Origin of the sequence: Mycobacterium conspicuum, from assembly GCF_010730195.1 — a bacterium.
In the GTDB taxonomy this organism is placed as follows: domain Bacteria; phylum Actinomycetota; class Actinomycetes; order Mycobacteriales; family Mycobacteriaceae; genus Mycobacterium; species Mycobacterium conspicuum.
Genome location: NZ_AP022613.1, coordinates 5,245,046 through 5,256,777, shown reverse-complemented (window position 1 = coordinate 5,256,777; position 11,732 = coordinate 5,245,046). Strand labels below are relative to the sequence as shown.

Genomic DNA, 11,732 nt, shown 5'->3' with positions numbered 1-11,732 from the left:
CTAGCGGCCGACCTGTTCGGGTCCGAACCACACGCCGGCGGGAGATCCGATCGCACCGGCTTGTACGCGCGCCGACGCCAGCTCTGCGGAGGCCGCGAACCGCCTTGCCGCTGCCATGTCCTGCATGTCCATGACGACAATGACAGTGTCGGGATCAATTCCATCCACGTACGTACCGGTGACGACCAGCCCGTGTTGGCGCCGGATCGAGTCGAGCTCTGGGTCGCGGAATACGATGTTCCACCGCTCGACGTCGGCGACGCGCTGCTTGACAAGCATGATTCCGGTCACGAGCACCTCCGCAAAACGACATGATGTCCACAGTTGTAGACATGCCCAAGCCTAGCGCGCCCGCCACGGCATTGTCTACAGTCGTAGACATGAGCGAGATGGCCGATGTGCCGCAGCGCCGCCGCGACGCCGCTGCCACCAAATCCCGCCTGCTGGGGGCGGCCCGTGAGCTGTTTCTCGGCCATGGTTACACCGCGGTCGGGCTGCGCGAGGTGGCGGCGCGAGCAGGGGTAGACGTCACTTTGGTGCGCCGCTATTTCGGCTCCAAGCAACAACTTTTCGCTGCGGCTACCGACGTTTCGGAGAACACCGATGAGATCCGTGATGCCCCCGACGATGCGGTGGCGGAGCAGATGATCGCGCGCGTCCTGGGTGCCCGCCGGGATGTCGATGCGCCCTTGTTCGCGCTGCTGCGCTCCAGCTCGGAACCGACGGTCGTCGCCAGGCTGAATTCGCAACTGGACGCCGGCATCACCCGCAACCTCGCCAGGCGGATAACGGCGGACCACGCCAGAATCCGAGCCGACATGATCACCGCACTGCTGTTAGGTATCGGCGTGCAGCGTGTGCTGCTGCGGAAGAAGCCGATGGCCAGTGCGCGCGACGACGACATCCGAGCGGTGTTCCTCGAGGCATTCGAGGCGATCACGAAGTTGGGTCAATCTTCGTCGGGGCGCTCCAAATAGCCTTCGGCCACCGCGTGTTCGATGCTGTCGCTCAGCCTCGGGCACGAGCGGGTTCGCGCCGGGTCTCCGCCGGACTCACGCACCTCGGCGAAGTGGGCACACCGCCGCGACGCGTCGGCATTCCATTGCACCGCGGTATGTCCCGGCCCCAGCCTCCGCACGGCGACCGTGACGTGGCAGAACCGGCAGTCCACCGGCTCCAGTCCCGAGGTGAGGTAGCGCTCGCGGTCGGCGCGCGAGGCTGCTGCGACGGCTGCGGCGCGCTGCGGGTCATCGCTGAAATCCCTTGACTTCGACCAAGATCCGGGGTTGTCGGCGCTGTCGTCCGGACGCTTCCTATGATCGTGATGATCGCCGTGCAGCAACAACATCGACCGGGCGAGCCGGTCTACGTCGGGAACCGCCGGCGTCTCGTCGGACATCTCGGTCAGCGTTGCGTGGCCGGCACGTCGTCGGAAGGCTCTTGAGCCTTGAGGTTTTCGGCGACCTCGGCGTTCCAGTACTCGTTGGCGCGGGTGGTGTCGACCTCGATCTCGAAGCGCTCCACCATCTCCGGAGTGATGTCGGCGACGTCGACATAGAACTGCTGATACCAGCGGCGCAGCTGATAGACGGCGCCGTCCTCCTCGACCAGCAACGGATTGTCGATGCGGGTTTTGTGCTTCCAGATCTCGACGTCCTGCAAAAAGCCCTTGCTGACGCCCTCGGTGAACACCGTCGACAGCTTGTCGGTCATCTCTTCGTCCATGCCCTTGGGCTTTTCGACGATCACGCCCCACTGCAGGACGAACGAGTTCTGCGTCACCGGGTAGTGGCAGTTGATTAGGATCGACTCGGCCTTGTAGCCGCCATAACTGTTGTGCAGCCAGTTGATCATGAACGACGGCCCGAAATAGGACGCCTCGGAATCCAGGTGCGCTTCACCGTAGGAGGTGCCCAGGTCGTTGACGTCCGGCCGGCCCACGTTGTGCAGGTACTGCGAGGCGACGTGGCCTTCGAAGACGTTCTTGAAGTACGTCGGCAGCCCGAAGTGGATGTAGAAGAAGTGCGCCATGTCGGTGACGTTGTCGATGATGTCGCGGCAGTTGGAACCCTCGATGAGGATCCGGTTCCACCGCCAGTCGGTCCATTCGTCGCTGGCGGCCTCGGGAATGTCGGGGATGCGCACCGCGGGGTCCGGGGGGTTGCCTTCGTGGTCGTGCCAGACGAACAGCAGGCCGCCGCGCACGTCGGTCGTCCACGCCCGGGTGCGTGCGGTCTTGGGTGTGCGCTTGGCGTAGGGCACCAGCTTGCACCGGCCGTCGCCGCCCCAGCGCCAGTCGTGGAACGGGCAGGCGACTTCGTCGCCCTTGATGGTGCCCTCCGACAGGTCGCCGCCCATGTGCCGGCAGTAGCCGTCGAGGACCTTGATGTCGCCGTGGGAGTCGGCGAACACCACCAGTTTGGTGCCGAACGCCTGAATTGAATGCGGTTTGCCGTCCAGGAATTCGTTCGCGACGCCCAGGCAATGCCAGCCCCGGGCATAGCGCGTCGGCAGGGCGCCGGGATCGATCTCCCGGATGCCGACAGCTCCCGTCTCGTGGGTGTCGGTACTCAAAGCTTCGCCTCCAACCAGCTAGTGGACCTCTAACTAGAACACGTTACAGTTTTTGGGCCACCCAGCGCAATGACAGCGGGGCTGGCCACGGTATATGCATGATGCGGTATATGTAATTGATGCCGCTGTTTGCTTTCGAGGGTCGGGCTCCGCGGATCGATCCCACGGCCTTTGTGGCCCCGACCGCCACGCTGATCGGTGACGTGGTGGTCGAGGCCGGGGCATCGATTTGGTTCAACGCCGTGCTGCGCGGCGACTACGGGCCGATCGTGGTGCGGGAAGGCGCCAACGTGCAGGACGGATCGGTGTTGCACGCGCCGCCGGGCATCCCGGTGGATATCGGCCCCGGCGCCACGGTGGCGCACCTGTGTGTCATCCACGGCGTCCACGTCGGGTCCGAGGCGCTGATCGCCAACCACGCCACCGTCCTCGACGGAGCGGTGATCGGGGCGCGCAGTTTGATCGCGGCCGGGTCGTTGGTGCTGGCCGGCACCCAGATACCGGCCGGGATGCTGGCGGTCGGCTCGCCGGCCAAGGTGAAGGGGCCGGTGGCCGGAACGGGCGCCGAAATGTGGGTCAACCTCAATCCGGCCGCCTACCGCGACTTGGCGCAACGGCATTTGGCCGGACTGGAGCCGATCTAGCGAGGCGAGCGTCAGGCGCGAGACTGCGGGTGTCGGTCCGAAATGAGCATGGGATCTTTTGCTGTTGGACCGGCACCCGGGACCGGGTGCGCCGTCGGTGCGCCCCGATTAATCTGATCGATGGTAGCACCTGTTATACAGGTGCTACCATCGTCAAATGTCGACGGTTGGATTGCGCGAACTTCGCCAGAAAGCCTCCGATCTGGTGCGCCGCGCCGGGGACGGGGAGGAGATCACCATCACCGTGGCCGGCCGCCCGGCGGCCCGGCTTGCACCTCCGGCTTCTCGAACCTGGAGGAGGTGGGCCGAGGTGTCCGAATTGTTCGCCGGGCCCGCGGATCCCGCGTGGAATGCCGACCGTGAGTCGATCGCCCAGGACATACGCGACCCGTGGATAGAGCAGTGAGAGCGGTTTTAGACACCAGTGTGGTCATTGCGACGGAGGTCGAGCCCCTTGACGGCGAGTTGGCTATCAGCGCAATCACATTGGCCGAACTGCACTTCGGGGTTCTGGTGGCGCACGAACAAAAGGTGCGCTCGGAGCGGCTGCGGCGCCTGCTGGTCGCTCAGCGTAAGTTCGACGCGCTACCTGTAGATGACGCCGTAGCAGCTAGCTACGGCCAGGTGGCGGCTGCCGTCGTTGACGTGGGACGTCAGTCGCGCGCGCGGTCAATGGACCTGCTTATAGCTGCGACCGCCCACGCTCACGCTGCACGGCTTTACACCCGCAACGCCCACGACTTTGACGGCCTCGGCGACCTGGTGGACGTCGTGCCGGTCTGATCGCAATCGAAAAGGACTAGGGCACAGCGTTTTTTCAATCCAGGATGACCGAAGGCGTCGAAGCGGGTAGAACCTTGTCGGGGCGCGCTAGACCTTCCGAGTGTTCGCGACGGCGCGGTCCATCTCCCAGTACGCACGCAACGCGACCATCTTGCCCTCGTCGTTGGCTTTGTAGGTGAACACGCCCTCGGCGGTGGTCTGGTAATCGCCCGTCGTGATGAGGATGTGCCCGACGTTCGCTTCCTCAAGACCGCATTGATAGGTGTCGCGGAAGACGAACTCGATCTTGTCGGTGGGGGCAATGGCCTTGTCCCAGAAGGCCGATATCGCGTCGCGGCCCCGGTGGCCCTTGCCCTCGGGGTCCAACGCCGACGGCCCGATGGGGTCCTCGACGATCGCGTCGTCGGTGAACACCGCCAACCAGGCTTCCTTGTCCCGGGCGATGACCGCCTCGCGCGAGCGGCGGCCGGCCTCGTGGGCCAGATTCATGCCTTGACCGGCTTGTCGGAGCTGACCACCCACATGGAGTAGTACTGGGAGCCCCCGCCGTAGGCGTGCCCCAACGCTTTTCGCGCGCCGGGGACCTGATGGTCGCCGCCCTTGCCCATCACCTGAATAGCCGACTCGGCGAACCGGATCAGGCCCGACGCGCCGATCGGGTTCGACGAGAGCACACCCCCGGACGCGTTGACCGGGATCCGTCCTCCGATCTTGGTCTCGCCGGCCTCGGTGAGCTTCCAGCCCTCGCCCTCGGGCGCAAATCCCAGGCTTTCCAACCACATTGGCTCAAACCACGAGAACGGCACGTAGATCTCGGCGGCGTCGATCTCGTCGATGGGACTGGTGATGCCGGCCGCTTTCCACAGCGCGGCGGCCGCGTCGCGGCTTGCCTGCGGGTTGACTTGGTCCCGCCCGGAGAACTGCAGCGGCTCGGTGCGCAGCGCGGTGGCGTGCACCCAGGCCACCGGATGTCCTTGTGCCAGCCGGGCTTCGGCGGCCTCCTCGTTGCCGATCACCATCGCGGCTGCGCCGTCGGAGGAGGGGCAGGTTTCGTCGTAGCGGATCGGGTCCCACAGCATGGGCGACTCCATCACCTTCTCGACGGTGATGTCGGACTGCTGCAGATGCGCCAGCGGGTTGCGGGCGCCATTGAGCCGGTCCTTGACCGCGACCATGGCGCCGATGTTCAACGGGGCGCCGGAACGGCGGATGTACGACCGCACGTGCGGTGCGAAGTAGCCCCCCGCGCCCGCGCCGACGGGCTTGATGAACGGGATGGGAATCGACAACGCCCACATGGCATTTGATTCCGACTGCTTCTCCCAGGCCATCGCCAGCACTCGCCGGTACTTGCCCGACTGCACCAGGCTGGCCGCCACGATTGCGGTGGATCCGCCGACCGAACCGGCGGTGTGCACGCGGATCAGCGGCTTGCCGGTGGCGCCCATGGCGTCGGCCATGAACAGCTCCGGCATCATCACACCCTCGAAGAAGTCCGGCGCCTTGCCGACCACGACCGCGTCGATGTCGTCGAAGGTCGAACCGGAGTCTTCCAGCGCCCGGTCGATCGCCTCGCGCACCAGGCCGTTCATCGAAACGTCCTTGCGCTTGGCTACATACTTGGTCTGCCCGGTACCCAGTACCGCCGCGAGGTGCGCTCCTGCACCGGCCATTAGTTTTTTCCTTCCATGACCGCCACCAGGTTCTGTTGCAGCGCAGGCCCGCTGGTGGCGTGCGCCAGCACCCGCTGCGCGGAGCCGTTCCAAATGTGTTGTGCGGCAAAGCCGATGCGCTCGAGACCCGCGGTGAACATCGGATTGGCCGCCAGCGCGCCTCCCGACGGGTTGACGGCCGTCTTGCCCGGTATCCGGATGGCCTCCGCGATGATCAGGTGCTGATGGGTGAACGGAGCGTGGATCTCGGCAACGTCGAGGTCTGCGGTGTTGCCGCCGGTGGCTATCTTGGTCGCCACCGTTGTCGAGGCAGAAGCGGTCAGGTCGCGCGCTCCCAGCACCGGGGTTTCGATGCGGTGCTCGATTCCGGTGATCCAGGCCGGGTTTTCGCGCAACTCGCGGGCCCGGTCGTCGGCGGCGAGCACGATGGCGGCGGCGCCGTCGGTGATCGGTGCGATGTCGTGCCGCCGCAGCGGGTCGGCGAAGTACGGCCGTTCGAGCAGATCGTCGAAGTTGATCGGCGGCTCGACCGAGTCGACTCGGCGCGCGTTGGCGAAGGAATCGAACGCGACGCGGGCCATCTGCGTCTCCGTCCACTTGCCGGAGTCCAGGCCCACGCGGGCCTGCAGCCCGGCCATCGACACCGAGTCCGGCCACAGCGGCGCGACCGTGTAGGGATCGGTTTGGCGCGACAGGATCTGGCGCAGCACCCCGGCCGAGGATTTGCCGAAGCCGTACACCAGCGCGGTGTCGACCTCACCGGTCAGGATCTTGATGTAGGCCTCGTAGAGGGCCCACGCGGCGTCCATCTCGACGTGCGATTCGTTGATCGGCGGCACCGCGCCGATCGAGTCGATCGCCGAGATGAACGAAAACGCCCGTCCCGCAAGGTAATCCGACGAGCCCGAACACCAGAAACCAATGTCGGTCCGGGAGATGCCCAGCTCCTGGTACAGCTGGGCGAAGCACGGTATCAGCATCTCGACCCCGTTGGTGGTGCCGTCGGTGCGGCGGACATGCGGGGCGTGGGCGAAGCCGACGACCGCAACATTGCGTTCGCTCATGTGCAGGTAAACCCTTTACAGGTGGTGCTTGTAGGTGTCGTAGTCGGCGTCCGGTTCACCGGTGGGCCGGAAGTACTCGATGTTGTCGATGCCGAAACCCCACTCCTCGCGGGGCCGCCACACCGCCTCGACGCGCATGCCCATCCGCACCTCGTGCGCGTCGATGTCGGCGACCAGGTGCAGGAACGGGATGTCGGCGCCGTCGAGCAGCACGTAGGCCGCCACGTACGGCGGCTTGATGCGCTGGCCCTGGAACGGGATGTTGATGATCGCGAACGTCGTCACGACGCCCTTGTCGGGCAGTTCGACGAAGTCGGTGGTGGGCAGGCCGGTGGCCGGGTCGGCGCCGTGCGGCGGGAAGTACACCTTGCCGTTTTCGCCCGTCTTGGCGCCGAGCAGCCTGCCCTCGGCGATGGCCCGCAAATACGCGCTCTCCTCGTGCGAGGCGCTGTGCTGGATCGTCAGCGAGACCGGCGTGACGATCATGGTGACCGGGTCCTGATCGCTGGCGGGCCCCTCCGGCTCGGCGTCCTCGCCGGGCACGAAGTAGGCGATGTCGGTGATGGCGCCCACCGTTTCGTCGGCCCAGTGCACGTGCACCCGCGCGCCGGTGCGGATCTTGTCCGGCTCGCCAACGTCGACCGCGTGCATCAGCGGGGTGTCGGCGCCGTCGAGCTTGATCAGCGCCCACGCGAACGGCCGGTCCAGCGGCTGGCCTTCCAACGGCTCGGGTTGCCAGGTCCAGGACACGACGGTGCCGACGGCCGACACCGGTACCATCTCGCCCAGCGGCTCGTAGGTCACGGGGTCGTATTCGGGCGGCGGTACGTGCACCCGACCGTCCGATCCGCGCACCCCGAGCACGCGGCGCTCGCGCAGTGCGGTGAAGAACTTGCTCAGCGTGGTGCCGACTGAACGGGTGTAGTCGAAGGCCAAGGTCAGTGGCGCGGAGAGGGGCGGCTCAGGGTGATCCATCAGGGTCGGGCCGCTCGAACTGGCTGTCACGCCATCGAGTAGAACAGGTTCTAAGAACGGATTCAACATCGGGTCGAGGAGGCAGCGATGAAGCTCGGACTGCAGCTGGGATATTGGGGCGCCCACGCCCCGGAGAACCACGCGGAGCTCGTCGCCGCCGCCGAGGACGCCGGCTTCGACGCCGTGTTCACCGCCGAGGCGTGGGGATCCGATGCCTACACGCCGCTGGCGTGGTGGGGCTCGTCGACGCGGCGGCTGCGGCTGGGCACATCGGTGATCCAGCTGTCCGCCCGCACCCCGACGGCCTGCGCGATGGCCGCGCTGACGCTCGATCACCTGTCCGGGGGCCGGCACATCCTCGGGCTCGGCGTGTCCGGGCCGCAGGTGGTGGAGGGCTGGTACGGCCAGTCGTTTCCCAAGCCGCTGGCCCGCACCCGCGAATACATCGACATCCTCCGGCAGGTGTGGGCCCGCGAGGCGCCGGTGACTAGCGACGGGCCGCACTACCCGTTGCCACTGACCGGCGCTGGGACCACCGGCCTGGGTAAGCCCCTCAAGCCCATCACCCACCCGCTGCGCGCCGACATCCCGATCATGCTGGGCGCCGAGGGCCCGAAGAACGTCGCGCTGGCCGCCGAGATCTGCGACGGCTGGCTGCCGATCTTCTACACGCCGCGGATGGCCGACACCTACAACGAATGGCTCGACGAGGGGTTCGCTCGCCCCGGCGCGCGCCGCAGCCGTGCGGACTTCGAGATCTGCGCGACGGCCACGGTCGTCATCACCGATGACCGCAGCGCCGCCTTCGCGGGCATGAAGCCCTACCTCGCGCTGTACATGGGCGGCATGGGCGCCGAGGACACCAACTTCCACGCCGACGTCTACCGCCGGATGGGCTACTCCGAGGTGGTCGACGACGTCACGAAGCTCTTCCGCAGTGGACGCAAGGACGGCAAAGAACGAGCCGCCCAGATCATCCCGGACGAACTGGTCGACGACGCGGCGATCGTCGGCGACGTGGACTACGTCCGTAAGCAGGTGAAGGTCTGGGAAGCGGCCGGGGTCACCATGATGGTGGTGAACGGCCGCAATGCCGAGCAGGTCCGCGAGCTCGGCACGCTTGTGTAGACAGTTCTTGCTAGTTGTCAAGAACACGTTCTAGATTGGCCCGATGACAGCCTCGCAGCACACCATCGCGGGCACGGTGATCACCATGCCGGTGCGGATCCGCTCGGCAAACCAGCATATGGCGATGTTCTCCGTCGATGCCGACGCCGCGCAGCACCTGATCGACTACAGCGGCCTGCGGGTCTGCCGCTATCTGCCCGGGCGCGCGATCGTCGTGTTGATGCTGATGCACTACATCGACGGCGACCTCGGCAAGTACTACGAATTCGGCACCAGCGTGATGGTCAATCCACCCGGTTCGCATGCAAGCGGCCCGCGTGCGCTGCAGGACGCCGGCGCCTTCATCCACCACCTGCCCGTCGACCAGTCGTTCACGTTGGAGGCCGGCACCAAGATCTGGGGCTACCCGAAAGTCATGGCGGACTTCACGATTCGCGAGGACCGCCAGTTTGCTTTCGAATGCACCGTTGACGGCCAGAAGGTGATCGGCATGGAATTCCGTCGCGGCCTGCCCTTCCGGCTGACCCCGCGCCAGCAAGCGCAGCGCAGCTACTCGCACCGCGACGGGGTCACCCGCGAAACCGCGTTCGAACACACGCTGGACGGCGTGCACACCCGATTCGGCGGAGTGCGTGTCACGCTTGGTGATCATCCGTACGCGAAAGAGTTAGCGTCGCTGGGCCTTCCGAAGCGCGCTTTGTTGTCCAGTTCTGCTGACCAAGTACAAATGACATTCGGCGATGCCAGGGAGATTTCATGACCACCGTAGCGACCAGACCCGACGTCGACCTGACCGACGGGACCTTCTACGCGGGTGACTACCGGCCGGTCTACCGCTGGATGCGCGAGAACGAGCCGGTGTTCCGCGACCGCAACGGGCTCGCCGCCGCGTCGACGTATCAGGCCGTCATCGAGGCCGAACGTAAGCCCGAGCTGTTCTCTAACGCCGGCGGGATTCGACCCGACCAGCCCGGCGTCGAGATGATGATCGAGATGGACGACCCGCAACACCTGTTGCGGCGCAAGCTCGTCAACTATGGCTTCACCCGCAAACGGGTGAAAGACCAAGAGGCCAAGATCATTTCGCTGTGTGACACGCTGATCGACGCGGTATGCGAGCGCGGCGAGTGTGACTTCGTGTGGGACCTCGCCGCGCCGCTGCCGATGGCGGTCATCGGGGACATGCTGGGGGTGCTTCCCGAGGAGCGCTCGATGTTCCTCAAGTGGTCCGACGAGCTGGTCGGCGCGTTGAGCAGCACCGCGGCCGAAGCGGATATGCAGGTCACCATGGATGCCTTCGCCGCCTACAGCGAATACATGATGGGCATGATCGCGGCGCGCAAGGAGCAACCGACCGACGACCTGGTCAGCGTGCTGGTGCACGCGGAGGTCGAAGGCTCCCGGCTCGAGGACCACCAGATCGTCACCGAGGTGCTGCTGCTGCTGATCGGTGGCGACGAGACCACCCGCCACACGCTGTCCGGCGGGACGCGGCAGCTGCTGCTGCATCCCGATCAGCACCAGCGCTTGGTCAAGGATCTGGCGCTGCTGCCCAACGCGATCGAAGAGATGCTGCGCTGGACCGCGCCGGTGAAGAACATGGCCCGCACGGTTACCGCGGACACCGAGTTCCACGGCACCCAGCTGCATCAGGGCGAAAAGATGATCCTGCTGTTCGAGTCGGCGAACTTCGACGAGAAGGTGTTCACCGACCCGGAGAGCTTCGACATCGAGCGCTACCCGAACAACCACCTCGCGTTCGGCTTCGGCACGCACTTCTGCCTCGGCAACCAGCTGGCCCGCCTGGAGCTGTCGATCATGCAGACGCGGCTGCTGCAGCGCCTCCCGGACCTGCGGCTCGCCTCGGGCGCCGATCTGCCGCTGCGGCCGGCGAACTTCGTTTCCGGCCTAGAGAAGATGCCGGTGGCGTTCACCCCTTCCGCGCCGCTGGGCTGACCCGCCCTGCGCCGAACGTGAATCAGCTGCGATATTTTTGGCTATTTTTCGCAGTGGATTCACGTTCGGCGAGCCCAGGCGGCGCCTAGACGCCTTAGGACACCGCCCCGCGTGTCTTCTGCTGTGACCCTGATGACGATCCAGCCAAGGTCTGTCGTCATCGTTTCGTGGCGCGCGATGTCGTTGTTGAAAACTCGGCGATTCGTCCGATGGTGGTCGCCCTCGTACTCGAGCGCGAGTTTGCGCTCCTCCCAACCCATGTCGACTATCCCGACCAGCTCACCAAACGGGCCGTAGACCGGAATCTGGGTCTGTGGTGTCGGGTAGCCCGCCTCGACGACCAGCAATCGCAGCCAAGTCTCTTGCGGTGACTCCGCACCCGGGTTGACGAGGGCCAGCGCTTGACGCGCTCGCCTGATGTTTCGGTGGCCCCGATAGCGGTCGGCCAATAGCTCGGCATCGGCGGGCCTGAGCCTAGTGGCGCGGGCGAGGGCGTCGATGGCGGCGACTGCCTTACCCAATGGATAGTGGCTGGCGAGATCGAAAGCTGTGCGCGCGGGAGTTGTTACCTGTACGCCGCGGATCAACTGGACCTCGTGGGGTGCGAAGCGATCGGACCAGGTAACAATGCCTTTCGGGGGATGGCGGTTTTGGTAGAGCAGCTGGGCCGGTTTCCGGTGATCCACCCACTTCGCGCCATGCAGTGCCGAAGCCGATTGTCCGGCGATAACACCTCGCCGTTTCGACCACAGCCAGGCGGCGTAAGCGCGCTGTGTTGCGGTGAGCTCCGTGCCGGTAGGGACGTAGACATCGGGGTGTATCGCTGTATAGCTGCTTCGCAGCTGGTAGGGCGTCAACGTACCCTTCGCCGTTGCTTCGCTGCCGATGATGAGTGGTCCCGTCACGGCTTAGCAGTTTGTCGTGAAGGTCCGACA

General features: G+C 65.8%; 15 protein-coding genes. 7 read left to right on the top strand and 8 right to left on the bottom strand.

What is annotated here, in order from left to right:
• A complete protein-coding gene (locus tag G6N66_RS24120) occupies positions 1–291 on the bottom strand; it encodes a hypothetical protein (protein ID WP_232079407.1) in 291 nt (96 codons plus the stop codon).
• Positions 292–389: 98 nt separating this feature from the next.
• On the opposite strand from G6N66_RS24120, the gene G6N66_RS24115 reads away from it, so the two are divergent.
• Positions 390–977 (top strand): TetR/AcrR family transcriptional regulator, encoded by a 588-nt coding sequence (locus G6N66_RS24115; RefSeq protein WP_232079406.1) that lies wholly within the window; start codon positions 390–392, stop codon positions 975–977.
• On the opposite strand, the gene G6N66_RS24110 is transcribed toward G6N66_RS24115, so the two are convergent.
• Together G6N66_RS24110 and G6N66_RS24105 are read right to left on the bottom strand one after the other, a co-directional pair.
• Complete coding sequence (locus G6N66_RS24110; protein ID WP_085234806.1) at positions 950–1,399, bottom strand: hypothetical protein; 450 nt, start codon at positions 1,397–1,399, stop codon at positions 950–952. The two genes, G6N66_RS24115 and G6N66_RS24110, sit on opposite strands and share 28 nt — an antisense overlap.
• Positions 1,400–1,404: 5 nt before the next feature.
• Complete coding sequence (locus G6N66_RS24105) at positions 1,405–2,574, bottom strand: Rieske 2Fe-2S domain-containing protein (RefSeq protein ID WP_085234805.1); 1,170 nt, start codon at positions 2,572–2,574, stop codon at positions 1,405–1,407.
• Positions 2,575–2,693: 119 nt separating this feature from the next.
• Between G6N66_RS24105 and G6N66_RS24100 the strand changes: the two genes are divergently transcribed.
• The 3 genes from G6N66_RS24100 (at position 2,694) to G6N66_RS24090 (ending at position 4,001) form a co-directional block, all read left to right on the top strand.
• Complete coding sequence (locus G6N66_RS24100; RefSeq protein ID WP_085234804.1) at positions 2,694–3,218, top strand: gamma carbonic anhydrase family protein; 525 nt, start codon at positions 2,694–2,696, stop codon at positions 3,216–3,218.
• 157 nt (positions 3,219–3,375) lie between these two features.
• Positions 3,376–3,624, top strand: coding sequence for a type II toxin-antitoxin system Phd/YefM family antitoxin (locus G6N66_RS24095; RefSeq protein ID WP_085234803.1), 249 nt, complete (start codon positions 3,376–3,378; stop codon positions 3,622–3,624).
• The gene (locus G6N66_RS24090; protein ID WP_263988257.1) at positions 3,609–4,001 is read left to right on the top strand and encodes a type II toxin-antitoxin system VapC family toxin; all 393 of its coding nucleotides are present in this window, start codon (positions 3,609–3,611) and stop codon (positions 3,999–4,001) included. The genes G6N66_RS24095 and G6N66_RS24090 overlap by 16 nt, the downstream gene beginning before the upstream one ends.
• Before the next feature lie 87 nt (positions 4,002–4,088).
• Here the strand turns inward: G6N66_RS24090 and G6N66_RS24085 are convergent, their stop codons facing one another.
• Genes G6N66_RS24085 through G6N66_RS24070 form a run of 4 tightly spaced genes read right to left on the bottom strand, consistent with a single transcriptional unit; the run spans position 4,089 to position 7,743 of the window.
• Positions 4,089–4,490 (bottom strand): nuclear transport factor 2 family protein, encoded by a 402-nt coding sequence (locus tag G6N66_RS24085; RefSeq protein ID WP_085234801.1) that lies wholly within the window; start codon positions 4,488–4,490, stop codon positions 4,089–4,091.
• Positions 4,487–5,674: a thiolase domain-containing protein gene (locus tag G6N66_RS24080; RefSeq protein ID WP_085234800.1), complete on the bottom strand. Its 1,188-nt coding sequence runs from the start codon at positions 5,672–5,674 to the stop codon at positions 4,487–4,489. The genes G6N66_RS24085 and G6N66_RS24080 overlap by 4 nt, the downstream gene beginning before the upstream one ends.
• Positions 5,674–6,738, bottom strand: a complete 1,065-nt coding sequence (locus G6N66_RS24075; RefSeq protein ID WP_085234799.1) for a thiolase domain-containing protein — start codon at positions 6,736–6,738, stop codon at positions 5,674–5,676. The genes G6N66_RS24080 and G6N66_RS24075 overlap by 1 nt, the downstream gene beginning before the upstream one ends.
• Positions 6,739–6,753: 15 nt before the next feature.
• Positions 6,754–7,743 carry a Zn-ribbon domain-containing OB-fold protein gene (locus G6N66_RS24070; RefSeq protein ID WP_179968313.1) on the bottom strand — a complete coding sequence of 330 codons (990 nt, stop codon included), beginning with the start codon at positions 7,741–7,743 and terminating at the stop codon, positions 6,754–6,756.
• 57 nt (positions 7,744–7,800) lie between these two features.
• On the opposite strand from G6N66_RS24070, the gene G6N66_RS24065 reads away from it, so the two are divergent.
• Genes G6N66_RS24065 through G6N66_RS24055 form a run of 3 tightly spaced genes read left to right on the top strand, consistent with a single transcriptional unit; the run spans position 7,801 to position 10,797 of the window.
• Positions 7,801–8,841 (top strand): LLM class F420-dependent oxidoreductase, encoded by a 1,041-nt coding sequence (locus tag G6N66_RS24065; protein WP_085234797.1) that lies wholly within the window; start codon positions 7,801–7,803, stop codon positions 8,839–8,841.
• A gap of 43 nt (positions 8,842–8,884) precedes the next feature.
• Positions 8,885–9,601, top strand: a complete 717-nt coding sequence (locus tag G6N66_RS24060) for an acetoacetate decarboxylase family protein (RefSeq protein ID WP_085234796.1) — start codon at positions 8,885–8,887, stop codon at positions 9,599–9,601.
• Positions 9,598–10,797, top strand: coding sequence for a cytochrome P450 (locus G6N66_RS24055; protein WP_085234795.1), 1,200 nt, complete (start codon positions 9,598–9,600; stop codon positions 10,795–10,797). Before G6N66_RS24060 ends, G6N66_RS24055 begins: the two co-directional genes overlap by 4 nt.
• Before the next feature lie 59 nt (positions 10,798–10,856).
• Here the strand turns inward: G6N66_RS24055 and G6N66_RS24050 are convergent, their stop codons facing one another.
• On the bottom strand, positions 10,857–11,702 hold the full coding sequence (locus G6N66_RS24050) for a type IV toxin-antitoxin system AbiEi family antitoxin (protein ID WP_232079404.1): 846 nt from the start codon (positions 11,700–11,702) through the stop codon (positions 10,857–10,859).
• Positions 11,703–11,732: the final 30 nt, after the last annotated feature.

Excerpts from the sequence above, each read along its gene's own strand:
- G6N66_RS24115 (WP_232079406.1), top strand. The coding sequence starts at position 390 with ATGGCCGATGTGCCGCAGCGCCGCCGCGACGCCGCTGCCACCAAATCC.
- G6N66_RS24110 (WP_085234806.1), bottom strand. The coding sequence starts at position 1,399 with ATGTCCGACGAGACGCCGGCGGTTCCCGACGTAGACCGGCTCGCCCGG.
- G6N66_RS24100 (WP_085234804.1), top strand. The coding sequence starts at position 2,694 with ATGCCGCTGTTTGCTTTCGAGGGTCGGGCTCCGCGGATCGATCCCACG.
- G6N66_RS24095 (WP_085234803.1), top strand. The coding sequence starts at position 3,376 with ATGTCGACGGTTGGATTGCGCGAACTTCGCCAGAAAGCCTCCGATCTG.
- G6N66_RS24085 (WP_085234801.1), bottom strand. The coding sequence starts at position 4,490 with ATGAATCTGGCCCACGAGGCCGGCCGCCGCTCGCGCGAGGCGGTCATC.
- G6N66_RS24080 (WP_085234800.1), bottom strand. The coding sequence starts at position 5,674 with ATGGCCGGTGCAGGAGCGCACCTCGCGGCGGTACTGGGTACCGGGCAG.
- G6N66_RS24075 (WP_085234799.1), bottom strand. The coding sequence starts at position 6,738 with ATGAGCGAACGCAATGTTGCGGTCGTCGGCTTCGCCCACGCCCCGCAT.
- G6N66_RS24065 (WP_085234797.1), top strand. The coding sequence starts at position 7,801 with ATGAAGCTCGGACTGCAGCTGGGATATTGGGGCGCCCACGCCCCGGAG.
- G6N66_RS24060 (WP_085234796.1), top strand. The coding sequence starts at position 8,885 with ATGACAGCCTCGCAGCACACCATCGCGGGCACGGTGATCACCATGCCG.
- G6N66_RS24055 (WP_085234795.1), top strand. The coding sequence starts at position 9,598 with ATGACCACCGTAGCGACCAGACCCGACGTCGACCTGACCGACGGGACC.